Annotated in this window: 23 protein-coding genes, 1 pseudogene and 1 other annotated feature; of the genes and pseudogenes, 1 reads left to right on the forward strand and 23 read right to left on the reverse strand. The window is 51.1% G+C overall.

Annotation, left to right across the window (positions count from 1 at the left end):
- Window positions 1–14 precede the first annotated feature (14 nt).
- From FDX14_RS16345 to thrS, 13 genes are all read right to left on the reverse strand, one after another.
- Window positions 15–728 (reverse strand): EAL domain-containing protein, encoded by a 714-nt coding sequence (locus FDX14_RS16345; RefSeq protein WP_137349849.1) that lies wholly within the window; start codon window positions 726–728, stop codon window positions 15–17.
- 318 nt (window positions 729–1,046) lie between these two features.
- Entirely contained in the window at window positions 1,047–1,511 is a 465-nt protein-coding gene (locus tag FDX14_RS16350) for an NlpC/P60 family protein (protein WP_042308806.1), read from the reverse strand.
- 77 nt (window positions 1,512–1,588) lie between these two features.
- Window positions 1,589–2,338: a vitamin B12 ABC transporter ATP-binding protein BtuD gene (gene btuD, locus FDX14_RS16355; protein WP_137349850.1), complete on the reverse strand. Its 750-nt coding sequence runs from the start codon at window positions 2,336–2,338 to the stop codon at window positions 1,589–1,591.
- A complete protein-coding gene (locus FDX14_RS16360; RefSeq protein ID WP_042308809.1) occupies window positions 2,338–2,889 on the reverse strand; it encodes a glutathione peroxidase in 552 nt (183 codons plus the stop codon). Before FDX14_RS16360 ends, btuD begins: the two co-directional genes overlap by 1 nt.
- A gap of 60 nt (window positions 2,890–2,949) precedes the next feature.
- Window positions 2,950–3,930 carry a vitamin B12 ABC transporter permease BtuC gene (btuC, locus tag FDX14_RS16365; protein ID WP_042308812.1) on the reverse strand — a complete coding sequence of 327 codons (981 nt, stop codon included), beginning with the start codon at window positions 3,928–3,930 and terminating at the stop codon, window positions 2,950–2,952.
- 145 nt (window positions 3,931–4,075) lie between these two features.
- Window positions 4,076–4,375 (reverse strand): integration host factor subunit alpha, encoded by a 300-nt coding sequence (ihfA, locus tag FDX14_RS16370; protein WP_003030571.1) that lies wholly within the window; start codon window positions 4,373–4,375, stop codon window positions 4,076–4,078.
- Between the two features lie 4 nt (window positions 4,376–4,379).
- Window positions 4,380–6,767, reverse strand: a complete 2,388-nt coding sequence (gene pheT, locus FDX14_RS16375; RefSeq protein ID WP_137349851.1) for a phenylalanine--tRNA ligase subunit beta — start codon at window positions 6,765–6,767, stop codon at window positions 4,380–4,382.
- A 15-nt stretch (window positions 6,768–6,782) separates the two neighbouring features.
- Window positions 6,783–7,766 carry a phenylalanine--tRNA ligase subunit alpha gene (gene pheS, locus FDX14_RS16380; RefSeq protein WP_003832580.1) on the reverse strand — a complete coding sequence of 328 codons (984 nt, stop codon included), beginning with the start codon at window positions 7,764–7,766 and terminating at the stop codon, window positions 6,783–6,785.
- A 165-nt stretch (window positions 7,767–7,931) separates the two neighbouring features.
- Window positions 7,932–8,056 (reverse strand) — a sequence feature (Phe leader region).
- Window positions 8,007–8,051 (reverse strand): pheST operon leader peptide PheM, encoded by a 45-nt coding sequence (pheM, locus tag FDX14_RS25310; RefSeq protein ID WP_001386830.1) that lies wholly within the window; start codon window positions 8,049–8,051, stop codon window positions 8,007–8,009. Its footprint overlaps the feature before it by 45 nt.
- 119 nt (window positions 8,057–8,175) lie before the next feature.
- Window positions 8,176–8,532: a 50S ribosomal protein L20 gene (rplT, locus tag FDX14_RS16390; RefSeq protein WP_003030578.1), complete on the reverse strand. Its 357-nt coding sequence runs from the start codon at window positions 8,530–8,532 to the stop codon at window positions 8,176–8,178.
- Window positions 8,533–8,586: 54 nt separating this feature from the next.
- Window positions 8,587–8,784: a 50S ribosomal protein L35 gene (gene rpmI, locus FDX14_RS16395; protein WP_003030583.1), complete on the reverse strand. Its 198-nt coding sequence runs from the start codon at window positions 8,782–8,784 to the stop codon at window positions 8,587–8,589.
- Window positions 8,785–8,880: 96 nt separating this feature from the next.
- Window positions 8,881–9,423: a translation initiation factor IF-3 gene (infC, locus tag FDX14_RS16400; protein WP_048997935.1), complete on the reverse strand. Its 543-nt coding sequence runs from the start codon at window positions 9,421–9,423 to the stop codon at window positions 8,881–8,883.
- A 3-nt stretch (window positions 9,424–9,426) separates the two neighbouring features.
- Window positions 9,427–11,355: a threonine--tRNA ligase gene (thrS, locus tag FDX14_RS16405; RefSeq protein ID WP_032939806.1), complete on the reverse strand. Its 1,929-nt coding sequence runs from the start codon at window positions 11,353–11,355 to the stop codon at window positions 9,427–9,429.
- Window positions 11,356–11,683: 328 nt separating this feature from the next.
- Here thrS and FDX14_RS25475 point away from each other — a divergent pair.
- Window positions 11,684–11,767: pseudogene (locus tag FDX14_RS25475) on the forward strand (SOS response-associated peptidase); the annotation flags it as partial.
- Between the two features lie 181 nt (window positions 11,768–11,948).
- Here FDX14_RS25475 and FDX14_RS16420 read toward each other — a convergent pair.
- The 10 genes from FDX14_RS16420 to FDX14_RS16460 are packed head-to-tail and all read right to left on the reverse strand — an operon-like array spanning window position 11,949 to window position 22,733.
- Window positions 11,949–13,049, reverse strand: a complete 1,101-nt coding sequence (locus FDX14_RS16420) for a tail fiber domain-containing protein (RefSeq protein WP_137349853.1) — start codon at window positions 13,047–13,049, stop codon at window positions 11,949–11,951.
- Window positions 13,050–13,098: 49 nt separating this feature from the next.
- Window positions 13,099–16,683 carry a TipJ family phage tail tip protein gene (locus FDX14_RS16425; RefSeq protein ID WP_137349854.1) on the reverse strand — a complete coding sequence of 1,195 codons (3,585 nt, stop codon included), beginning with the start codon at window positions 16,681–16,683 and terminating at the stop codon, window positions 13,099–13,101.
- A 54-nt stretch (window positions 16,684–16,737) separates the two neighbouring features.
- Window positions 16,738–17,328 (reverse strand): tail assembly protein, encoded by a 591-nt coding sequence (locus tag FDX14_RS16430; protein ID WP_137349855.1) that lies wholly within the window; start codon window positions 17,326–17,328, stop codon window positions 16,738–16,740.
- 58 nt (window positions 17,329–17,386) lie between these two features.
- Entirely contained in the window at window positions 17,387–17,800 is a 414-nt protein-coding gene (locus FDX14_RS16435; RefSeq protein ID WP_024262609.1) for a hypothetical protein, read from the reverse strand.
- A 29-nt stretch (window positions 17,801–17,829) separates the two neighbouring features.
- Window positions 17,830–18,540 carry a C40 family peptidase gene (locus FDX14_RS16440; RefSeq protein WP_137349856.1) on the reverse strand — a complete coding sequence of 237 codons (711 nt, stop codon included), beginning with the start codon at window positions 18,538–18,540 and terminating at the stop codon, window positions 17,830–17,832.
- 1 nt (window position 18,541) lies between these two features.
- A complete protein-coding gene (locus FDX14_RS16445) occupies window positions 18,542–19,297 on the reverse strand; it encodes a phage minor tail protein L (protein ID WP_137349857.1) in 756 nt (251 codons plus the stop codon).
- Window positions 19,294–19,632 (reverse strand): phage tail protein, encoded by a 339-nt coding sequence (locus FDX14_RS16450; protein WP_104651402.1) that lies wholly within the window; start codon window positions 19,630–19,632, stop codon window positions 19,294–19,296. The genes FDX14_RS16445 and FDX14_RS16450 overlap by 4 nt, the downstream gene beginning before the upstream one ends.
- Window positions 19,632–22,052, reverse strand: a complete 2,421-nt coding sequence (locus FDX14_RS16455; protein WP_137349858.1) for a phage tail tape measure protein — start codon at window positions 22,050–22,052, stop codon at window positions 19,632–19,634. The genes FDX14_RS16450 and FDX14_RS16455 overlap by 1 nt, the downstream gene beginning before the upstream one ends.
- Window positions 22,053–22,071: 19 nt before the next feature.
- On the reverse strand, window positions 22,072–22,242 hold the full coding sequence (locus tag FDX14_RS25750; protein ID WP_419762179.1) for a phage tail assembly protein T: 171 nt from the start codon (window positions 22,240–22,242) through the stop codon (window positions 22,072–22,074).
- A gap of 5 nt (window positions 22,243–22,247) precedes the next feature.
- Window positions 22,248–22,733 (reverse strand): phage tail assembly chaperone family protein, TAC, encoded by a 486-nt coding sequence (locus tag FDX14_RS16460; RefSeq protein WP_137349859.1) that lies wholly within the window; start codon window positions 22,731–22,733, stop codon window positions 22,248–22,250.
- Between the last annotated feature and the right edge of the window lie 6 nt (window positions 22,734–22,739).

Raw genomic sequence — 22,739 nt, forward strand, 5'->3', positions numbered from 1 at the left:
AGCAAATAAAAGGGTTATATCCTGGACAATGAAATTATCTGCGCGGGCGGCACCGCAGGCCACAGTCCTCCCTGCATCGCGCTGAAACCGAGAGGAAGTACTCGCGCCAGCATCTCTTGCGTGTCAATACCGCTAATGATGATTGACTCACAGCAGGGTGAGATTTGCGCCTGGATAGCGCGCATAAATGGTTCAAATGAAATATGTGCAATCCTTTGTTGAACAAAGTTTTTATCCAACACCACACGTTTGAACAGGCCATCAAAAATTGCCCGCGTTGATATGCCGCCGGCGCCATAGTTTTGTAAAACTAATGGAAATCTTGCCGCAAGCGCAGCCAGCGTTGGATTGTCTTTACCTTTGTTTAACTCTGGATAGCTTTCATTAATAGTCAGTTCCAGAAATGAAAATCGTTCAATTTGTGAAGCATATTTAGCGTCTGATAATAAAGTATTAGCAATTGCCGGAGTTAAATTAATCCAGGCTGAGACTCTGCGCTGAATAAAAAAATGTTGGCACGTTTCGATTAATTCTAGTTTTTCTGCAAATAAACGACATTGCTCATCGTCCGACATCCGGGGTAAGACCAGCTCGGTTGGTATACGTACATCCCCATGCAGGCTGGCAAAACTGGTGATGATATCTACGAACTCAAGATCGCCTTTTTCGCTTCTCGCAGGAAGAAAAGAGAATTCCGATTGATAAAGATTATCCAGTGAAACAATCATCGTACCAGCCCCTCTGCATAGGTGTTATCCGGCATCCTGTAGCAAAGGATGGAGAAATACGTTACTGCTGATGCAAGTAGAGGCTCTTTCATTTTTCCCTTTATAGCCAGTAAATCGAATCCTTTTTTTTAGCTTATCCTGATTATAAGCGAATATCCAGCTTTGCACTTTTTAATATCTCGGCATAAATCATATTTTTAGTAAGATACTCTCTTAACGCGCAGGGTTATTGTTCTGCTTAAGACAGATATAAAAGTTAACGTGCAAACGCTGGGGGCGAGGCTGCGCAGTCGCTGGCAGCCTCGTCAGTTGTGAGGATTAAATACGTCGAGCCTGCCAAAAGTTTTTACGCCAGTAGACATTATCCAGTGACGAGCGCATCACTCCGCGGCTGGTTGAGGCATGAATAAATTGATTATTGGTGTCGTAAATGCCGACATGCAGACCACTTTCTCCGGATCCGGTTTTAAAGAAAACCAGATCGCCTGGCAGCAAATCATCTTTATCGATTTCGGTACCAATCTTTGATTGCATGCGCGTGTCGCGCGGGAGCTGTAGATCGAATTGATCCCGCATCGTCATCAAAACAAACCCTGAGCAATCCACCCCGCTACGGCTCATACCACCATAACGATAAGGTGTACCATGCCAGGTTTGTAGCTGGTCATTAAGACCGGCGATCACGGCGATAGAATCCGACAAGTGGGCATTTGGCGCAGGAGCACGATGGCTGCTGCAGCCCGCCAAAAACAATGCTGTGATGAAAAGGAGCCAAAAACGCATTCAGGACGAATCCTCTGGATTTAATTTTTATGCCAATTTAGCGTGGAAATTATATGATTTTCAAGAACCCATTTAACTTAAGTGGTTGATATGAGCATTCTGTGGCCTTCGATATCCAAACGACGGAAGTTCACGCCGTAAGCCGAAGACAGATTAGCTGGCGTCAGGACCGTATCACGTGAGCCACTGGCAAGCAGCTTCCCACGTTTGAGCAACCAGGCCTTATGCGCATGGCGCAAGGTATGATTGAGGTCATGGCTGCTCATTACAATCGCTATTCCCTGCAAACACAGCTGCCCCAATAACTTGTCCAGGGCGTTTTGTTGCGCGACGTCCAGGCTGTTCATCGGCTCATCCAACAGTAAAAGCTGACCGAATGGATTTGCTTGCGGGCAAATTTGCAAAATAACGGCAGCGAGGCGTACACGCTGCCATTCACCGCCGGAGAGTTGATTCACGCCACGCCCCAGCTTATCCCCCAAACCCAGCGCATCGGCGACCTCCTGTAACAGATCGACTCGCGCTTTGTCGGGTTGATGCAGCGTCAGAAAATGCCAGACTGGCATGGCAAACGGCGGGTTTTGCTGTTGCGCAAGATAAGCACGATATTGCGCCAGCTTTGCTGCCGGCCATTCTTCAAGCGCCATGTCGCTAAAGGTGATGCTGCCCTCCCCGGTCGTCAAACCCGCCATACGCGCCAACAGCGTACTTTTCCCCGCACCGTTAGGTCCCACCAAATGCAGGATTTCCCCTGCTTTTATTTCACCAGAAAGCGGGCCGAGCCGGGTCGATTCCGCTACATCCTGTAGCTGCATCAATCGAGACATTAGTTTGCCAGCGCCTTCTTGATGCTTTGCACCAGCATAGGATCCTCAGGCGTCATATCCGGAGAGAATCGTTGCAGTACTTGCCCATCCCGCCCCACTAAAAACTTCTCAAAGTTCCACAGGATATCGTCCGGGTAGAGCGGCGCCCGGCCTTTACTGACCATACGTTCATAGAATCCACTGTCTGCTGGCGCAACAGCCGTTGGCGCGGCATCAATCAGCTTCTGATACAGCGGATGACGCCCCTCGCCGTTGACGTCAATCTTACTGAACATCGGGAAGGTAACGCCCCAGGTCATACTGCAATACGTTTTTATTTCGTCTTCGCTGCCCGGTTCCTGGCCCAGAAACTGATTGCAGGGAAAACCAAGCACATTGAAGCCCTGTTGATGCCAGGCTTTCTGCAGGTTCTCCAGTTGTTCGTATTGCGGCGTCAGTCCACATTTTGAAGCAACGTTGACGATTAACAGTACATTGCCGGAATACGGTTGCAGCGTAGTCGCCTCGCCGTCAATGGTCGTCACTTCTGTATTGAGGATAGTGTCTTGCATAGCATCTCCAGAACAACAGGTTGATTTTCAGTTTTTAATCATAGACCGAACCAACGCTTTCTAGCGCGCGGCTTTCAACAATAGCCAGATAAATACCGGGGCTCCCATGGTAGCCGTCACCACGCCAATGGGCAGTTCAGCCGAAGCCAGCACCAAACGCGCGACAACATCGGCAAACAATAACGCGATTGCGCCAGCCAACGCGCAGCCAGGCAGGAGAACACGGTGATCGGTTAAACCACACAACCGCAAAATGTGTGGGATAACCAATCCAATGAAACCAATCGCTCCCGCCAGTGCCACGCTTACGCCGACCATCCATCCCGTGGCGACCACCAGCAGATTGCGCCAGAACCATAATGGTAACCCCAGTTGGCGCGCAGAAGTTTCCCCCAGCGCCAGCATATTCATCGGCTGAGACTGACAGCAGATCCATATCAGTACGGGGATCAACGCCACCATCAGCCAGGCCTGATGCCAGTCTACGCCGCCAAAACCCCCCATCATCCAGTACATCAACTGTCGTAGGTCAAAAGAGGTGGAGAAATAGATGGCCCACGTCATCAGCGCGCTACAGATAATGCCCAGCGCCACTCCCGCCAGTAGCAAGCGACTGGTAGACAAATGCCGACGGGCAAAGCGTAACAGAATAAGAGTAATAATCAGCGCCCCGGCGATGGCGCATAAACCCAACGCCCAGCCGGGAAGTTGCCCCTGGCCGAGCAGCACCGCAGCGATGAGCCCAACTCCTGCGCCGTTAGACACGCCCAGTAGACCCGGTTCCGCAAGTGGATTTTCAAAAAGGGCCTGCATTACCGCACCGGATAAGGCCAACGCAGCGCCTACCAGCAAAACGGCGAGGGTACGAGGAAAGCGGATTTGCCAGACGAACAGATCGCCGCGGGCGCTGAACCAGTCGCCGGGAGCGATCCATTGTTCTCCTGCGCACAAGCTTAAAATCGTTGCCAGTAACATCAGCACTGACAGAGACAGTATCCAGCGCACGTTTCGTCGCTGCTGTTGATGGGCGAAAGTCAGCATGTTTTCCATTCTGCTGAAAAGAGATGGGGGTGATTCTACGGTGCTGTTTCGGTAGTGAAAAGGAAAAAGGCCGCAGAGCGGCCTTTTTAGTTATATATGTCATGCTTTGCGCTTGGCAGCGCAAGTAACTTAACGAATCGTTAAATCACTCTTCTTTGGGCGTTGCGTTTTCAACCCGGCTTTTTAACTTCTGTCCGGGTCTGAAGGTCACCACGCGCCGTGCTGTAATGGGAATATCTTCGCCCGTTTTCGGGTTACGGCCCGGACGTTGATTCTTATCACGCAGATCGAAGTTACCAAAACCAGAGAGTTTTACCTGCTCACCATTTTCCAGAGCACGACGGATCTCTTCGAAAAACAGCTCGACCAGTTCTTTGGCATCCCGCTTGCTAAGCCCAAGCTTATCAAACAGATATTCTGACATTTCAGCTTTTGTAAGCGCCATAGGTTCAATCCCTCAATGATGCCTGGAATCGCTCTTTTAATGCCTCTACACATTTGGCGACGGTAGCGGCAATCTCCTCTTCTTCAAGTGTACGGCTGGTATCCTGAAGGATCAGGCTGATAGCGAGGCTCTTATAACCCTCCGCAACACCCTTACCGCGGTACACGTCAAATAAGTTTACGCCAACTACCTGATTTACGCCAACTTTCTTACACTCGGATAAAATATCCGCAGCGGGAACGTTTTCTGCCACAACGACTGCGATGTCGCGACGGTTCGCTGGGAAGCGAGAAACTTCACGCGCCTGAGGCACCACGCGGTCTGCGAGCTTGTTCCACTCAAGTTCAAATACCAGAGTGCGACCGTTCAGATCCAGTTTACGTTCCAGTTCAGGATGAACAACCCCAATGAAACCAATACGTTCACCTTTCAGATAAATCGCCGCAGACTGACCCGGATGCAGTGCTGGATTCGCTTCAGCTTTGAACTGAATGTCCGCCAGTTTGCCGGTCAGGTCGAGAACCGCTTCCAGATCGCCTTTCAAATCATAGAAATCAACGGTCTCTTTTGCCAGATTCCAGTGTTCATCATGACGGTTACCGCAGATCACGCCTGCCAGCATCAGATCCTGACGGATCCCAAGGTTGGCCTGCGTATCCGGTACGAAACGTAAACCCGTTTCAAAAATACGCACACGGTTCTGCTGACGGTTCTGGTTATACACCACCGTTGACAGCAAACCGGTCCACAGTGACAAGCGCATTGCTGACATATCAATAGAAATTGGGCTTGGCAGCAGCAGCGATTCTTCACCCGGATGCAGCAACGCCTGAATTTTCGGGTCGACAAAGCTATAGGTGATCACTTCCTGGTAGCCTTTGTCATTCAGCATGGTTTTTACACGTTTCAGCGATAAATCCGCTTCACGATGCTCACCCATGATCAGACCTGCCTGAATTGGCGTATTCGGGATATTGTCATACCCGTATACACGGGCAACTTCTTCGACCAGGTCTTCTTCGATTTCCATATCGAAACGCCAGCTCGGCGCTACCGCTTTCCACTCATCCTGACCTTCCGTGACGTCACAACCCAGACGACGCAGAATATCGCTCACCTGGTCATCAGCAATATGGTGTCCGATCAGACGATCCAGTTTGCTGCGGCGAAGCGTAATAGTCGCGCGTTTTGGCAGCGTCGCTTCGTTGGTCACATCAATAATAGGACCGGCTTCACCGCCGCAGATATCAATCAGCAAACGGGTAGCGCGCTCCATCGCTTTGTACTGCAGCGCCGGATCGACACCACGCTCATAGCGGTGAGAGGCATCGGTGTGCAGGCCATGACGACGTGCGCGACCGGTAATAGACAGCGGGCTGAAGAACGCGCATTCCAGCAGGACGTTTTGCGTTTCGTCATTCACGCCGGAATGTTCGCCACCAAAGATGCCGCCCATGGCCAGCGCTTTGTTATGGTCGGCAATCACCAGCGTATCCGCATTCAGTTTCGCTTCGCTGCCGTCCAGCAGAACCAGGGTTTCCCCCTCTTTTGCCATACGAACAACAATCCCACCTTCGATGCGATCTTTGTCGAACGCATGCATTGGCTGACCCAGTTCGAGCAGCACATAGTTGGTGACGTCAACGACTGCATCAATGGAGCGGATGCCGCAGCGACGCAGTTTTTCTTTCATCCACAACGGAGTTGGCGCTTTAACGTTGATACCTTTCACAACACGGCCCAGATAGCGCGGGCAGGCTTCCACTGCTTCGACCTGAATCGGCAGGACGTCGCTAATGGTTGCGGCTACAGGCGCGATTTGCGGCTCAACCAATGGAGCCTGGTTCAGTACAGCCACATCACGTGCCACACCGATGATACCCAGGCAGTCGGCGCGGTTCGGCGTAACGCTGATTTCGATGGTGTTATCGTCAAGCTTCAGGTATTCGCGGATATTGGTGCCAATTGGCGCATCGGCGGGCAGTTCGATAATGCCGCTATGATCGTCGGAAATGCCCAGCTCGGAGAACGAGCACAGCATGCCTTCAGACGGTTCACCACGCAGTTTCGCCGCTTTAATTTTAAAGTCGCCCGGCAGTACGGCGCCCACGGTTGCCACAGCCACTTTCAGGCCCTGACGGCAGTTCGGCGCGCCACAGACGATATCCAACAGGCGGTCGCCGCCTACATTCACTTTGGTGACGCGCAGTTTGTCAGCGTTCGGGTGCTGAGCGCACTCAACCACTTCACCCGCCACCACGCCGTTGAACGCGCCCGAAACAGGTTCCACACCGTCAACTTCCAGACCCGCCATCGTGATTTGGTTTGACAGCGCATCGCTATCAATCGCCGGGTTTACCCATTCGCGTAACCACAGTTCACTGAATTTCATTGTTTTATCCTGCCTTTATTTAAACTGTTTGAGGAAACGCAGATCGTTTTCGAAGAAAGAACGCAGGTCGGTCACGCCATAACGCAACATGGTCAGACGCTCCATACCCATACCGAATGCAAAGCCAGAGTAGATCTCCGGATCGATACCCACGTTGCGCAGCACGTTCGGGTGAACCATCCCGCAGCCCAGCACTTCCAGCCATTTGCCGTTTTTGCCCATCACATCAACTTCCGCAGAAGGTTCGGTGAACGGGAAGTAAGAAGGACGGAAGCGAACCTGCAGGTCTTCTTCAAAGAAGTTGCGCAGGAAATCGTGCAGCGTACCTTTCAGGTTGGTGAAGTTGATGTTGGTATCAACAATCAGCCCTTCCATCTGATGGAACATTGGAGTGTGCGTCTGATCGTAGTCGTTACGATAAACGCGCCCAGGGGCGATGATACGGATCGGCGGCTGTTTTTCTTTCATGGTGCGGATCTGCACGCCGGAAGTCTGCGTACGCAGCAGACGGGTCGCGTCAAACCAGAAGGTGTCGTGGTCAGCACGTGCCGGATGATGGCCAGGAATATTCAGTGCGTCGAAGTTATGATAGTCATCTTCGATTTCCGGACCGGTCGCCACGGTAAAGCCCAGCTCACCAAAGAAGCTTTCAATACGGTCGATAGTACGTGTTACCGGATGCAGACCGCCGTTTTCGATACGACGTCCCGGCAGTGAGATATCGATCGTTTCTTCAGCCAGACGGGCATTCAGCGCAGCACTTTCTAATTCGGCTTTACGTGCATTCAGCGCTTGCTGTACCTGCTCTTTGGCTTCGTTTATCACCGCACCTGCTGCCGGACGCTCTTCTGGCGGCAGCTCGCGCAGGGTTGTCATCTGAAGGGTCAAGTGCCCTTTCTTGCCCAAATATTCGACGCGGACATTGTCTAACGCGGCAACATCTGAAGCCTGGTTAATGGCGGCCGTTGCACTGGCAACCAGCTCTGCGAGATGTGACATGGTTTTCCTCGTTATGTGGCGATATTCACTAGTCGCTCGTATATACGCAAAATCATTTAAGTTGTATCAAGGCGGCAAAAGAGCAAATCCTCAGGAGCGTACATCAGTACGTGACTGGGGTGAGCGAATGCAGCCAACACAGAGACAACTTGAAGGATGACGCGTATAAAAAAAGCCTCCACCAGGGAGGCTTTTAGGCGCTGTTTTCCGTTTCTTCTTTCACGCGCAAGCCTCCTGAGTTCAGGTGCTAAAGTAAAAGAAGAAGCGGAAAATAGCAGCATTCATGCTTGCGTTACCTTGTGTGGTAAAAACCGGACAACCTTTATTGAAAAGGCTTACGGGTAAATTGTCAACCAATTGATTGCCCTACAATAAAAGAGAGGGAGCCTGGCTCCCTCTTTTCACCGGCTTATGCCAGAGCTGCTTTCGCTTTTTCAACCAGAGCGGTGAACGCTACTTTGTCGAATACTGCGATGTCAGCCAGGATCTTACGGTCGATTTCAACAGAGGCTTTTTTCAGGCCGTTGATGAATTTGCTGTAAGAAATACCGTTCTGACGTGCTGCTGCGTTGATACGCGCAATCCACAGTTGACGGAACTGACGCTTTTTCTGACGACGGTCACGATAAGCGTACTGACCAGCTTTGATAACAGCCTGGAAGGCAACGCGGTATACGCGAGAACGCGCACCGTAGTAGCCTTTAGCTTGTTTCAAAATTTTCTTGTGACGTGCACGGGCAACTACACCACGTTTTACGCGAGCCATATGTGCTCTCCTGTATCTATATTCTTAGTAAAAAATTAATTAAACGTTAACGGCTTATGCGTACGGCAGGCACGCGATAACCAGACCCAGATCGCCTTTAGAAACCAGGCCTTTTGGACGCAGGTGACGTTTACGCTTAGTAGATTTTTTGGTCAGAATATGACGCAGGTTTGCGTGCTTACGCTTAAATCCACCACCACCGGTTTTTTTGAAGCGCTTAGCAGCACCGCGTACGGTCTTAATTTTTGGCATTTTAATAACTTCCACTTCGCATTGTTAATAAACGAAACGTAGGCGAACAACGGCTGTGGAACCCGCAGGCTCCACAGACATTGCTACTTGAAGGCCTTACTGTTTCTTCTTAGGAGCGAGCACCATGATCATCTGACGGCCTTCGATCTTCGTAGGGAAGGATTCGACTACTGCCAGTTCACTCAGATCGTCACGGACGCGGTTGAGCACTTCCATACCGATCTGTTGGTGGGCCATCTCACGGCCGCGAAAACGCAGCGTGATCTTAGCCTTATCGCCATCTTCCAGAAAGCGTACCAGGCTGCGGAGTTTTACCTGGTAATCGCCATCGTCGGTGCCAGGACGGAATTTAATTTCCTTAACCTGGATAACTTTTTGCTTTTTCTTCTGTTCCTTAGAAGACTTACTCTTTTCATAAAGGAACTTGCCGTAGTCCATAATACGACAAACTGGCGGTTCGGCGTTAGGGCTGATTTCAACTAAATCTACTCCAGCTTCTTCAGCTTTTTCGATTGCTTCTCTCAGACTCACAATACCCAAAGCTTCGCCTTCCAGACCTGTTAAGCGAACTTCCAGGGCGCGAATCTCGCCATTGATACGATTCGGACGTGCCGTTTGAACTCGTTTTCCGCCTTTAATACCTTATTCCTCCAGTTGTTGAAGACTGCGGCTGCGAATCTCTTGTTGCAGCTTCTCAATCACTTCATTTACGTCCAGGCTGCCCAAGTCTTTGCCACGACGGGTGCGCACGGCAACTTTGCCTGCTTCAACCTCTTTGTCGCCACAGACCAACATGTAAGGGACACGACGTAAAGTGTGCTCGCGGATTTTAAAGCCAATCTTCTCATTTCTCAAGTCTGCTTTTACACGAATGCCCGCATTTTGTAGTTTCTGCGTTAATTCGTTAACGTATTCAGACTGAGAATCAGTAATGTTCATGACCACAACCTGAACCGGCGCAAGCCAGGTCGGGAAGAAGCCAGCGAACTCTTCGGTCAGGATACCGATGAAACGTTCCATCGACCCAAGAATTGCACGGTGAATCATAACCGGCACCTGACGCTCGTTGTTCTCGCCAACATAAGAGGCGCTTAAACGGGACGGCAGAGAGAAGTCCAGCTGTACAGTACCGCACTGCCATGCACGATCGAGGCAGTCATACAGGGTAAATTCAATTTTCGGACCGTAGAACGCGCCCTCACCCAGTTGGAACTCAAACGGGATGTTGTTTTCTTCCAACGCAACGGCCAGGTCAGCTTCAGCACGGTCCCACATTTCATCGCTACCGATACGTTTTTCGGGGCGAGTGGACAGTTTGACAACGATCTTCTCGAAGCCAAAGGTGCTGTACATATCGTAGACCATACGAATACAAGCGTTAACTTCATCACGGATCTGTTCTTCAGTACAGAAGATATGCGCATCATCCTGAGTGAAGCCACGAACACGCATCAGACCGTGCAGCGCGCCTGACGGCTCGTTACGGTGGCAGCTACCAAACTCAGCCATACGCAGCGGCAGATCGCGATAAGATTTCAGACCCTGATTAAAGATCTGTACGTGACCCGGGCAGTTCATGGGCTTAATGCAGTATTCACGGTTCTCTGAAGACGTCGTGAACATCGCATCTTTGTAGTTATCCCAGTGACCTGTTTTTTCCCACAGCACGCGGTCCATCATGAACGGACCTTTAACTTCCTGATACTGGTATTCTTTCAGTTTCGAACGAACAAAGACTTCCAGTTCACGGAAGATAGTCCAGCCATCATTGTGCCAGAACACCATACCCGGCGCTTCTTCCTGCATATGATACAGGTCAAGCTGTTTACCGATTTTACGGTGATCGCGTTTGGCGGCTTCTTCCAGACGTTGCAGGTAGGCGTTGAGGGCTTTTTTATCTGCCCATGCAGTACCATAAATACGCTGCAGCATCTTATTATTGCTGTCGCCACGCCAGTATGCCCCTGCGGTCTTCATCAGTTTGAAGTGATGGCAGAAACGCATGTTCGGCACGTGCGGGCCACGGCACATATCGACATATTCTTCATGATGGTACAAGCCAGGCTTGTCATCATGGGCAATGTTTTCATCAAGAATAGAGACTTTATAGGTCTCACCACGCTTCACGAAGGTTTCACGCGCTTCGTACCAGCTGACTTTCTTCTTAATGACATCGTAGTTTTTCTCAGCGAGCTCGTGCATCCGCTTCTCGAGCGCGTCGACGTCTTCCTGGGTTAACGTACGGTCAAGATCGATATCGTAGTAAAAACCGTTGTCAACAACCGGTCCGATCGCCATTTTGGTGTGCGGCCAGAGTTGTTTGATCGCGTGCCCTAACAGGTGCGCACAGGAGTGACGAATGATCTCCAGACCTTCTTCATCCTTCGCGGTGATGATGGAGAGCTTCGCATCATGTTCAATCAGATCGGAAGCATCTACCAGCTCACCGTTAACACGGCCAGCAATAGTGGCTTTCGCCAGACCTGGACCGATGTCCAGCGCAACATCCATGGGGCTTACAGCGTGGTCGTAATGGCGTTGGCTGCCATCAGGAAGAGTAATAACAGGCATGTTATATCCTTATTTGCAGTGGTGACCCACACGTAAGATCACATACAAAGAGAAAATTTGTTTGTTTACAGTAAGTTGTGCAACCATCTAACCAACAATCGCTAAATTGGTACACAATCTGGTACACAAATGAAAAACTGACATCCTCAGTCCCTCACCCAGTAAAACGATGGTAACACTAAAAAAGTGGTGATTGCACCACTCTGTTTCACATTGATTCAAATTGTCTTGCAACAATGGATGCGATCGACTAAGTGATAACAGCACAAAGCCTTGCAAACCGATGCAAAGCTTTGTGTGTCCCGCTCTCCCTAACCAAATTCTATTGGCTGATAAATTTATATGGCACGCCGTGACGCGTGCCGTTGGTAATGTGAAAAATCAGGGATCCGAGCTAATACAGCCAATGTGATTACATCACCGGGCAGCCATTCAATACTCGCACTATCGAACGTTCGCCAGTTGGCCGCAATCATGCTCTTGCATACGGTGTGATTGCGGCATCAATTCACATCTCAACCAGTCAATTCCCCCTTGCAAGAAATTAAGCCAGGAAGCATATAATCAGCCAATTCAGGAGATTTTTATTTTAGTTAATTACCGATGCTGGATTTCAGTTCTGTAATTTGCGCCTGCAGGTTCTGAATGCATCCTAACAAGTCCATTACGATTGGGTTGTTGTCTATAGACGGACGGTCCACATACTTCTCGCTGACAAGGTGTCCGTCTTCATCGTAAATCTGACTACCATCAACCGGGAATTGGTTGTGCTTGACATATTGTGGTGCAGGTTTTTCGGCCTCTTCTGCAATAATTCCGAAACGGACACGTGCCAGATCATCGTCTTTATACACAAAATTAACCATACGCAGACTCATAATGCGCTGCATCGCTTCGCTGGTGTCGGCATCCTTTATATCCTTTTTATATTCACGCCCTGACGTTCCCTGTATAGCCAGAACTCCTGATGTAGCAGGTAACTCTGAACGTATCTGTCCGGTCTGATTATCCTGGTTATTTCTTTGGATTATTGAGCCTCGCGCATTAGCGGCAACTGAAGCTTCAATAGAGACACGAGCACCAACATCTGCTGCACCACGAGAAGTATTCTGCACTCCAAGAATTGCGTACCCTGTTGTAGAAATAGTTATCCCCGAAAAAAAAGGATAACTGGCCGGACCGACACCGATATTATTTGCTGCATCCGCAGAGTTTTTTCCTCCCGTCCCCCCCTGAGAAATACTTAACGCAGTTTTTAACCCGCTCAGGCTAGTAATATCGTCATTTGCCCCTTTTTTGGCTACTGAGTTCCATGCTGGTCCTGTCCAGGTTGAACCATCCGGCAATTTAACTGGTACATCCCCAGTGCCGCTGAAAATGTTTTGCCAGTTCTGTTTGTCGTAGTTCAGGCCACGCAGGGCTTCCGCAGCCTGTGTTACCGCAGCAGCGGTGACCAGATTCATAGCAATACGAGGAACAGCATACCAGGCCGCACCTGACTGCGTTGGCCCGGTGAAATTGCTGACCAGCGTCAATGATGTATTGCTGTTGACGGTCTTAACCGGGAGGGTGTAAGGAATACCGCCGACTGTAACGACAATAAAATCACCGGCTGCCAGTTCTGTGGTAAATGCGGTTCCGCTGCCGGAAACAGCAGCAGAGTTATTCGTCAGGGTGAGTGTTCCTGCGCTCATTGAGACCTCGCTTTACAATTGTTATTTAGCTGTCGTACGGTGTGTGCAATTAGCCACCGGAGAAATTCCCAGAGGAACGCCCAACCATTATTGTGGGGCTATAAAGTGAATGCTGGTAACTACCAGTCGCCTCTTCCCGGAGTGTGATTGATACGATATCCGCCGTCGTAACAATGGAGTGCGTAACAACGAACGGGACGGTGCTGCCGCTACTGGAACCACCACTTGATGTTGAAAACGTGTATCTTTTTTCGTTTCCGTTAATGCTGATAATAATCGTTGCCGAAGTTGCTGTTGATGTAAGACTCCTCACCTGGCATCCAACCTGGAACAATATTGTTTTTTGTAGCCCTAAACTGGAACTGTCTTTATATGTGAACGTTTTGGTGTTAATTGGCGCGGTCAATCCGGGATAATCGTTATATGTGTATAGGGCAACAATATCGCCCACAAATTTCCGGGCTGATACGGTGCCAGAGAATTCCCCGTTTTCAGCATGAATATCGCCAGTGAACGATCCGCCGGTTGCATATACAGTTCCGCGTACGGTGACATCGTGAAATTCAGCCTGCCCAGTTTTATCAATATTCCAGCCGGTCAATCCTGCCTTGTAATTATTCGAGCGTATGTAATTACCAATTTTTGTATTGGTAATACTGCCATCCTGAATAAACGCATCGCTGATAAACACCTGACCATTAACAACAGCAAACGGCGAATATTGCGTATCACTACTGCCACTCATCAGGACGAACTGGTTGGCGTTAAACCCGACGCGGGTGACTACCTGCTTACCCGCTTCCGCGAGCACAGCAATCGACATTCCGGCGTTATACATAACACCGTTAATCCGTACTCCGGTTTTGAGGGTGTAAATCGCAGATGCTCCGGAGGCATCAACCACGGCGGTGAGTTTATCTTCCAGAGCTGCAGTCACATCATTGAACTGCGCCTGCACCTGCGTGGACATTTCAGCCATGGCCTTATCCACCTGCGCAATGGTCGTTTTAACCACCAGAATATCCGCGCGCACTTCGCCGTACTGCGCCCACTGGTGTTCCACCGTTCCATGGTTGGCCAGCGCATTCTGCAACGAAGCTTCCAGGTTGGTATCAATGTCGCTTGTCAGGCGGTCACCATCGGCAGACGTCAGAAAATCATCGGCAATATCGCCCAGGTAGTCGTCAGCATTCGCGTTGGATTCACCACGAATCCATTCGGTCCAGCCTGATTCATTACCCGTTCTGTCTACCAGCTGCGCGCGGTACCAGAACTCCTGTCCCGCCTTCAGTCCCAGTTGGGTGTATTCGGCTGACGGATAAGGCACATCCGACAGCAAAAGAGGATTAGAGAAATCACTGTTCGCGGTGTACTGAATTTCCGTTTTCAGCGTGTCCCCGGTATTAGCCGGGAATCCCCAGTTCAGGCGAATCCCCCAGTTGATCGGCGTTGTCGCAAAGCCGACAGGTTTCGGTGGATTTCCCACCTTGCCCGTCAGCGTTTTCTCTTCGGAATAGCCCCAGCCAGAGGAAATTTCAGCGGCATTAATGGCACGCACACGCACGAGGTAGCGCCCTGCGTAAATGCCCGGAACATCGAATGACGTGGTGGAGCTGCGCGGCACGTTTACCCAGTTACCATCATTACGGCGCCACTGTGCCTCATAGGCTATAGCGTTCTGCGCCTGGTCCCAGCTCACCCGCATGGTTTCGACGCTGATATTCTGCTGAACCACTGAAAACGAACTGATCACGATGTTGGCTGGCGGCGACTGATTACCCGGCGGGATCACACTCACCGGCCGCTGGTCAATGATGGCTCCGGTATCAATACGGGCATATTTATCCGGGTCGTGCCATGCGCCGGTAATAGAGAAAGTGCCATCGCCATTATCGGAGACGCTGACAACACGATACTGCTGCGCGTAAAGCTCGCCCGACTCAACCACCCATACAGCTTCTGCCTGTGGTGTCTCACTGTATGCCGTGATGACTGTGACCGATTCCCCGTTAACAGCCTGAATGGTCCTGCTCTGTGACGCGCCGGAGGGAAGATTGAGAATCAGACGATCACCAGCTACTGCATCCGCAACACGATCAAGCTGTATCACGCGACCGTTAACGGCGCTGATACGCCCTCCCATAACTTTTCCGGAAAGCAGCTCGTCTGCCACGGCGATGATGTAGCCCGGCTGCGGAATGTTTCCGTCCAGCCCGACATCAAACGAAACAACGCGATCCTTGTTGTTGGTGAGAATACCCCAGCGCCCCTTTCGGTTCGCCTCTGACTGTCTGGTGCAGCCGATGGCTGTCATTTCCAGCTGATTGAAGCCGTACCGCGCCACCAGCGCCTGCTCAAATACCGGCTCCATCGCGTCGGCATAAGCGTTCCCAGGATCTGACCATGAAACTAGTGCTGTGGTGTAGCGGCTTTTCGTGGTGCTGCTCGAATAGGTGAAGCGACCGCCAACAACGTTAGCGCGCGTGTAGCTGTAATCAACATCGCGCGGCATGTCAGCCAGGGCCACAATCTGATCCCCGCCCCAGTAGGTCATGCCACGGAAGATAGCCGCAAAATCACGCAGGACTGTGTAGGCGTCGTTCCGGTCCTGAATGTACACGTTGCAGGTATAACGTGGTTCGGTACCACTGCCACCTTTACCGTCCGGGACTGGCTGATCGCAATACTGGGCGACCTGATAAAGCGTCCACTTATCGATGTTCGCCGTAGTGAGTCGGTGGCCCAGACCAAAGCGGTCAGAAACAACCAGATCGTAAAATATCCACGCAGGGTTATCCGTCCATGCCCACTTAAACGCACCGGTCCATGTACCGCTATAAGTGCGGGTTTCAGGGTCGTAGGTATCTGGAACGCGGATAACACGGCCGCGGGGCTCGCAGGAGATCTGCGGGATAGAGCCGTTAAACTGACTTGAATCGAATTCGATGTAGAGTAGCGCTGTGTTTGGATATCGTAACTTGGCGTCAATCACCTCAGTGAAGCTCTGCAGCGTCATCGTGTCGCCGATCTTCGCGCTGTTGGCGTCAGAGGTAATCTTACGCAGGCGGATTGTCCAGGTGCTGCCAGCCTGCGGTAAATCAATACGATGGCTGCGCTCATAACCAGACGTCGTTTTTCCGGTCACGCTGGTATTGAGTACCGTATGCCATGCGCCGCCGTCCGTCTGCAGGTCAATTGCATAATTGACCGAGTAACCCACCAGATCGCCGTCGTCCTCCTGTTTGAAAAGCGAGGGCCATTTCAGACGCAGGCGAACTGCTGAAAGCTGCGTATTGGTAAACGTGCGCGTCCAGGCTGTAGCGCTTGATACCTCAGTTCCCACGCTGATTTCGTTTTCGGTACCGGGAATACCCTGAATATATTTTTGCGCCTGCGTTCCCGCGCGAAACTCCCACGTCACGCCGCTGAAGTTATGGGAACCGTCAGCATTCTCCAGCGCCGTTCCGTCCAGGTAGATATCCTTGCCGGTGAGCTGTCCAGCAAACTCCCCTTCCCCAAGCGCAACGAGGATTTTTGCCTTCGCTACAGATTGCAGATCATCAGGCTGTTCGGTAGGGGTTCGGGAACTTGAGCTGCCGCCCTTGCGGCCCTTTAACACTTTTTCTGTAGCCATATTGCGCCCATAAAAAAAGCCACCGGAAGGTGGCCAGGAAAAAAGGTTAGTTATCTACTGCTGATCTTCGACATAAATTCCGGCAGAAATAATCGCCCCGCCGATTCGCCGGCGGCCGTACAGTAGCGGTACCGGATAGCCTTGCGCCGCGGTGTTTGTTACACCACCGAACGCATACGAAGCACGGTTATCTGCACCTTGTTTGCTGGCTAATCCGGTTGGTTGAGGAGATAACATCTGGACGACGCCACCCGCCATCATAGCTCCACCAGCCATCATTACATTTACACCCCAAGCCTGGGCAAAACCAAATGTAGCAATGGCACCTACTGCAACAATAACAGCACCCAATATTGTCTGAAGTAAACCAGCCTTTTTGCTTCCGATGATAACCGGTACAATCCTGACCACTTCACCAGTTACCGGAAAACCTAGGTCATCAACTCCTATGTTTTTCTTTCCTTTAAAAATGGCAAAGGTTAGTCCGCGGCGCTTGCTGTTTACCATATAACTTTCAAACCCGGTGATTGTTTTTGCGAGTGCTACACCTGCTTCAGAAACTTTACTGATAAGTCGCCAATGAGTTTTACCAAATATTTTACCGGGTTCGCCGCCGAGCTCAATTCGAGTCATTACTTCAGACATATAAACCTCTTAATAATAAAAAACCCCGCCTGAGCGAGGTTATATATAATTGCTGCATTCAAAATGCTGTAGGGTAGATACCAAAATCACCGTTGGTTCCGTAACCAACTCTAAACATCAATACCCCAGTATCTGTCACCTTACCCGACTGTTCGCTCATGCCTCCGCCACACATACCTTTGGGCCAAGCGCTAAAGATATGATCTCCAATTTTGGGATAGACCGTTACCTTTTGAGCTGTGTCTAAGTCTGCGACCTCCTTGCCATCAACATAAACTCGGGTCATGCAGGCGCTGCCCATAAAACCAGAGTCTCGTTTGATTATTACCTTGCCAGTCCCTTCTTTTTTAACTAGCAGTGTATTGCTGATAACCTGTTTTGCAGGAACATCCTGTGCTTGTTCATTTGTCACCGGCTTAGTTGCACAACCGGCAACCATTAAGATGGAGGTAAAAACTAAAATTCTTTTCATATCCCTATCCCCTTTGGTTTTACAAAAGGTTAGCACAGAGATTTGTAACGTAGAACCTTCATCGTCCTTTCCTGCCAGTAGCCACCATACGGCACGCGCTGGCTTAGGTGTCCGTACAGGTGATGCAGCAGCATATTGCCCTCCAGCAAAATTCCCGCGTGGTTCCACTTTTCAGCCTGGACCTGCATGATCACCATATCGCCTGGTTTCGGTGGCCCGTCGAATTCACGGAATCCGCACTCATACCAGCAATCCTGATAGAAGTTGTCCGGATAGTCGTTTTCCCACCAGGGATAATCCACACGATAATCGTGCAATTCAATGCCGTGAGTTTGCCGGAAATAACTCATAACCAGCCCCCAGCAGTCGAAGTGACCAAGCACAAACGGACGCTCCAGCAGCGGCAGTTCCCCACGCGGCTGGATGGTGCGTAAATCCCCCTCCGGCCAGCTCACAATATGCCAGGTTAAAAGCATTGCGTCGCATTGCGCTTTATCCAGTTCGCTCGGCTGCGTAGTGGCGTCAGGGTGGCTGTGAACGATGGCGATCACCGTACCCCAGTCCTCAGCGGATGCGTAATCTTCGGGGCAAAGGACAAAATTGTCCTCCGGCGACGCGGCAAGATTCCGGCAAGGAAAATAACGTTCAACGCGGCTTTTCTGCGCTACCACACCACAGCACTCACGAGGATATTCAGCGGCAGCATGCGCCATAATCGCATCAATGGTTTTCTGACGCATATCAACTCCTGATCAGCGACGTACCCGGGAACCCACCAAACGAGAGTTCGTTGCTTTCACCGAACCGAAGTTTGCAGGCCGTCAGCGTGCCGTTGCATTCATCCAGTGACGGATCGCTTACCGGGTTGTTGTTTTTGTCGAAATAGCGCGTACCGGCATAGTCGCAGCCATCGCCGGTGCGGTACTTGTTACGGATGCACCAGGTGCACAACGAATGGAGCTGGCGCGTAGGTATCATCAGCCCCTGCAGATCCATTGGGCTGGAGAGGGTGAATTCGACTACCTCGTTTGTTTCGCTACTCTTTGAATCGATGTAGAAAACCTTCAGCTTTTCCTGGGTCGGATCGGCTGTCGGGTTACCCCCGGTGAAGTTTTTCGCATCGAGATATTTACCCAGGGTATCGTGTATCGTCACCTTCGCCTGCAGCATATCGTCGTAAGCCAGGCAAAGGGCGGTGATCGAGCTGTCGAGGTTAGCAACCGAAAGTTTTGGTTGCGCACTACTTCCCGAAGTAGAAGCCTCGATCCCCTCAATCTGGCATGGCCACGCTTTATATTCTTCGCCCTGCCACCAGATTGATTTGGCCGGAAGCTTGTTTTCGTCACCGCCGGCCGCCGTTATTTCTGCTTCAGTATGTGCGAGGCTGTAGCTGTGAAACCGTAACACCTCACCTGTACCAAATGCAGTGCCATCCACTTCAAACAGCCTGACCTCATCGCCGGGTTCAAGCTTCTGATAATCTGCGTTAAGACTCATGGTTTATAGGCCTGCTCAAAAGTTGCTGAAAGGTTGAAGAGCCCAGCGCCAAGCGGCGAAGGAGTGTAAGTATCACAGCGATACAACCCCAGTGGTTCAAGCGGTGGGTGCCACTGAAAAGACTTTGTTCCCTGATGGCGATCGAGAAAGTTTTTAATGGCCCCGATATACGCTTCGGTACCGGTAAACTGTAAATTCCACTTTTGTGAACGCGGATTTAAGCCGTCACCGGCCACCTGTTCATATCCGTCACCAAATTTTGCGGAGCGCCGGCGGAACGTTACCTCCTGCTCCGCGTTGATGCGTGGGCACCAGCTGAATGTTTCAAGAGCCATCAGCGGCCTCCTTTTGCAAGGTTCCAGATCGCACCGCCCGGCGCTAAATCTCTCATTATTAGATCCCTGTAACGCCTATCTGTATAAGAACCCACATCTTTCGCGAATTGTTCATAGCCAGATGTCGCTTGAGTGGCCGTATTTCCGTTGCCATCAATGGTGATATATACCTGTGGTGCCCCTCCACTACCTGGCGTGACGCCGCCATTTCCCACGGCGCGGACACCGAGTGAACCATCAGACGCGCGGGTAAGAGGCATAATGGCTTCAGGCCCCGCCTCTCCCATCAGGCCGGCACCTTTTGCAAACGCAAACAACGTCGGTGAACTGACGACAGAGTTACTGTACTGACTGAGATCGGCTGAAGAGTAAACGCCGCCTTTGGCGTTTAATTGCAGGTTAGCACCGTAGTTCTGGATTGCTGTTCCGCTGCTGGCTGATGATGAGGCGGCACCGCTAAACAGCGAACCGATGGAGCTGACCGCGTTCGCGATCATCATATTTACCATCACCTGTTCGATGATTTTCAGAACGCTGATACCCCAGTCTTTCCAGCTCGCTTTATTGCCGTTGAGCATCTCGACAATGTTGCTGCTGATCCCTGAGAGTGCCGTTTTCATGACGTCGGCCGCCTGCATTGCATAGTTCGTGGAATCATCCACCCAGTCGGCAAGTCCGTCACGGGCGCCGGTTACCCAGTCAGCCTGTAGCGCATCAACTTTCTGGTAGTAATCCTCCTGAACTTCGATCCTTTCGGCCTGCGCATCCTTCAGGGCCTGAGTTTCCCGGTCATAAACCGTCTGGCTTATATCACCGGACTGATACTGCTTTTGAAGCTCCCGCTGCTGGTCGAGGAAGTCGCGCTCAATACTCAGGCGTTCCCTGAGCCGCTCACGCTGCTTATTGCCGATTCCGGCACCCTGCACATCCACGCCCAAATTTGCACGTGCATTCTCGTTTTGTGCCTGCAGATTTGCCACAAACGCCGCTACCCTGGCATTTTCTTCATTGGCTTTTTTGACGGCGTTCAGGCGATCAACTTCCTGAGCCAGAAACGCAAGTCGCTTTTTCTGCGTTTCGTTAAGCCCCTGCAGCTTGCCGTCAGCTATATCGAACTGCAGTTTTTGCTGCTCGGTCACCACAGCAGTTTTTTTGCCGGTGGTATCGATCAGTTCAATCTGGCGCATGTAACTGCGCTCAGCGCTTTTAAATGCTGAATCCAGTTTCTGACCAGAGGTATTTTTTTGCGGCTTACCGTTTGTCTCCCCGGCGCCAAGGCTATAGTTTGTTTTGACTGGCTCGGGTAGTTTTATTTCCGGAAGCGTGGACTGGGAATTTTTCAAAAAGGCCAGACGTTTCTGGAGCTCAGCCCTTTCGGCCTGTTTACCTGACACATCCATCCCAATTCTGTTGAAACTCGCCAGCACACCTTTATCATCGAGATCGGCATTCAGGTTCTTGATGCGACGTTCAATTTCGGGAATTGAGGCATTCAAACCCACCGCTTTGCCGCCTTTGTACTGGTCTATCAGCTTTCCGGCTTCGGCCCCCACCTTTACCAGCCAGGTGGCCAGGTCTACCACCCCACCAACAAGATCAGTCAGCCCCTGAATAACAGCCGGGTCTTTAAATACATCCCCCATATCTCCAATGGATTTCTGAAGTGCACTCAAATCTACGCTGGCAAGGCCCGTCGCAAGTTCAATTTTGACGCCGTTGACCTGCGTCTCCATATCCTCAAACAGGGCGTTAACTTTAACCAGCTTTTCGATATCTGCGTCATCGGGCGCCACGCCAAATTTTTTCGCAGCATCCATGTACTGACGCAGTTTTTCACTGCCATTGTCCAGAAGCGGCAGCAGCTTCGACAGGTCATTGCCCAGGCTTTCGAGGATGGTGGTCTTCTCGGCGTTGGACTTAACTTTCTCCAGTGCATCACTGATAGCCAGAAGCTGTTTATCAGGAGATTCACCGGCCAATTTTTTAGCCGACAATCCCAGCGAGTCCAGCGCACCAACCGCCTCACCAGATTTATTAAGAACAGCATCGCCGATTTTGTCTCCGACATCTTTAAAGATGTCAGCCATCTGATCCCCGGATACACCTGCTTTTTCTGCAGCATATTGCCAGGCCAACAGAGACTGCGTGGACATATTGAGTGATTTTGCCCAACGGTCAGACTCGGTTATCTGGCGTGAAGTGGTTTTGAGCAGGTTATACCCAGCCACCCCGGCTCCGACGGCGGCGGCGCCGACGGCTGTTGCAAATCCGGTCATGGCAACTGCAGCAGCAGCGGCATCCTCCTTTACCTGCTTACGCCATTTTTGTGAAGCTCGCTCAGCCTGTGAGAGGCCGGAGACAAAACCGCCCACCTTGGCGATCAGGTCGATCGTCAGCGTGCCCAGTGATTTGGAAGCCATAAACTCTCCGTTGGCGGCGTTATGTCCAGCTGGCTCTGGCTTCCTCTAACGAGATTGGCCCATCAACAGCTTTGACTTTGGTGAAGTGCAGTGTGAAATCGGTCGGAGTGAATGGTGGATGTTTGGGGTCTCTGTTGACGTTGGCTATCATGCTGGCCACCAGCCCAGCCCCCCACTCAACCCGCATCATCGGGTTCAGGCTTCCATATCTTTCCCGGTATTTTGCCCAGAGTTGGGACTCTTTGAATGAGAGCGACTCACGCGCTTCGGCGATCGTTTTACCTCCGATTCCGTTGAGGACGAGCTCGCACCAGAATTCGTCTTCGGCGCTGAGCTCGAAGTCTTTCCCAGATCGTTAACTTCCTGAATAGCCAACAGTAGCGCAACCGTCAGACCACCATCCAGCGCACCACGCTCAGGGTCGGCCTCACCAGTAATGTCTGCCGGTGTGAAGACAGGCTTACCAAGTTCATCGCAGATAGATGCTGCAATGCGTCCTGCCACACCATCCACCTTACCCCCAAATGCCAGTACATCGGACGTCGCTGTGTGATACCCCATCGGGCGAACATACACGGTCGCAGTGATTTTCTTATCGCCCTGTTTCCAGGATATCTCTTTCTCAACCGGACGGCCGGTAAACGCGCCGGACTCCTTGAGTGCTTCAAGCGTTAATTTCATTTATGT

It is taken from the genome of Citrobacter sp. wls710 (assembly GCF_005281115.1).
Taxonomy (GTDB): Bacteria; Pseudomonadota; Gammaproteobacteria; order Enterobacterales; family Enterobacteriaceae; genus Citrobacter; species Citrobacter werkmanii.

Coding starts and splice junctions, on each gene's coding strand:
- FDX14_RS16460 (WP_137349859.1), bottom strand. CDS start 22,733: ATGAAATTAACGCTTGAAGCACTCAAGGAGTCCGGCGCGTTTACCGGC.
- btuD (WP_137349850.1), bottom strand. CDS start 2,338: ATGTCTCGATTGATGCAGCTACAGGATGTAGCGGAATCGACCCGGCTC.
- btuC (WP_042308812.1), bottom strand. CDS start 3,930: ATGCTGACTTTCGCCCATCAACAGCAGCGACGAAACGTGCGCTGGATA.
- FDX14_RS16435 (WP_024262609.1), bottom strand. CDS start 17,800: ATGAAAAGAATTTTAGTTTTTACCTCCATCTTAATGGTTGCCGGTTGT.
- FDX14_RS16420 (WP_137349853.1), bottom strand. CDS start 13,049: ATGAGCGCAGGAACACTCACCCTGACGAATAACTCTGCTGCTGTTTCC.
- FDX14_RS16345 (WP_137349849.1), bottom strand. CDS start 728: ATGATTGTTTCACTGGATAATCTTTATCAATCGGAATTCTCTTTTCTT.
- FDX14_RS16430 (WP_137349855.1), bottom strand. CDS start 17,328: ATGTCTGAAGTAATGACTCGAATTGAGCTCGGCGGCGAACCCGGTAAA.
- pheT (WP_137349851.1), bottom strand. CDS start 6,767: ATGAAATTCAGTGAACTGTGGTTACGCGAATGGGTAAACCCGGCGATT.
- FDX14_RS16455 (WP_137349858.1), bottom strand. CDS start 22,052: ATGGCTTCCAAATCACTGGGCACGCTGACGATCGACCTGATCGCCAAG.
- rplT (WP_003030578.1), bottom strand. CDS start 8,532: ATGGCTCGCGTAAAACGTGGTGTAGTTGCCCGTGCACGTCACAAGAAA.
- FDX14_RS16425 (WP_137349854.1), bottom strand. CDS start 16,683: ATGGCTACAGAAAAAGTGTTAAAGGGCCGCAAGGGCGGCAGCTCAAGT.
- FDX14_RS25750 (WP_419762179.1), bottom strand. CDS start 22,242: ATGATGCGGGTTGAGTGGGGGGCTGGGCTGGTGGCCAGCATGATAGCC.
- pheS (WP_003832580.1), bottom strand. CDS start 7,766: ATGTCACATCTCGCAGAGCTGGTTGCCAGTGCAACGGCCGCCATTAAC.
- FDX14_RS16350 (WP_042308806.1), bottom strand. CDS start 1,511: ATGCGTTTTTGGCTCCTTTTCATCACAGCATTGTTTTTGGCGGGCTGC.
- FDX14_RS16440 (WP_137349856.1), bottom strand. CDS start 18,540: ATGCGTCAGAAAACCATTGATGCGATTATGGCGCATGCTGCCGCTGAA.
- FDX14_RS16360 (WP_042308809.1), bottom strand. CDS start 2,889: ATGCAAGACACTATCCTCAATACAGAAGTGACGACCATTGACGGCGAG.
- ihfA (WP_003030571.1), bottom strand. CDS start 4,375: ATGGCGCTTACAAAAGCTGAAATGTCAGAATATCTGTTTGATAAGCTT.
- thrS (WP_032939806.1), bottom strand. CDS start 11,355: ATGCCTGTTATTACTCTTCCTGATGGCAGCCAACGCCATTACGACCAC.
- FDX14_RS16450 (WP_104651402.1), bottom strand. CDS start 19,632: ATGGCTCTTGAAACATTCAGCTGGTGCCCACGCATCAACGCGGAGCAG.
- rpmI (WP_003030583.1), bottom strand. CDS start 8,784: ATGCCAAAAATTAAGACCGTACGCGGTGCTGCTAAGCGCTTCAAAAAA.
- FDX14_RS16445 (WP_137349857.1), bottom strand. CDS start 19,297: ATGAGTCTTAACGCAGATTATCAGAAGCTTGAACCCGGCGATGAGGTC.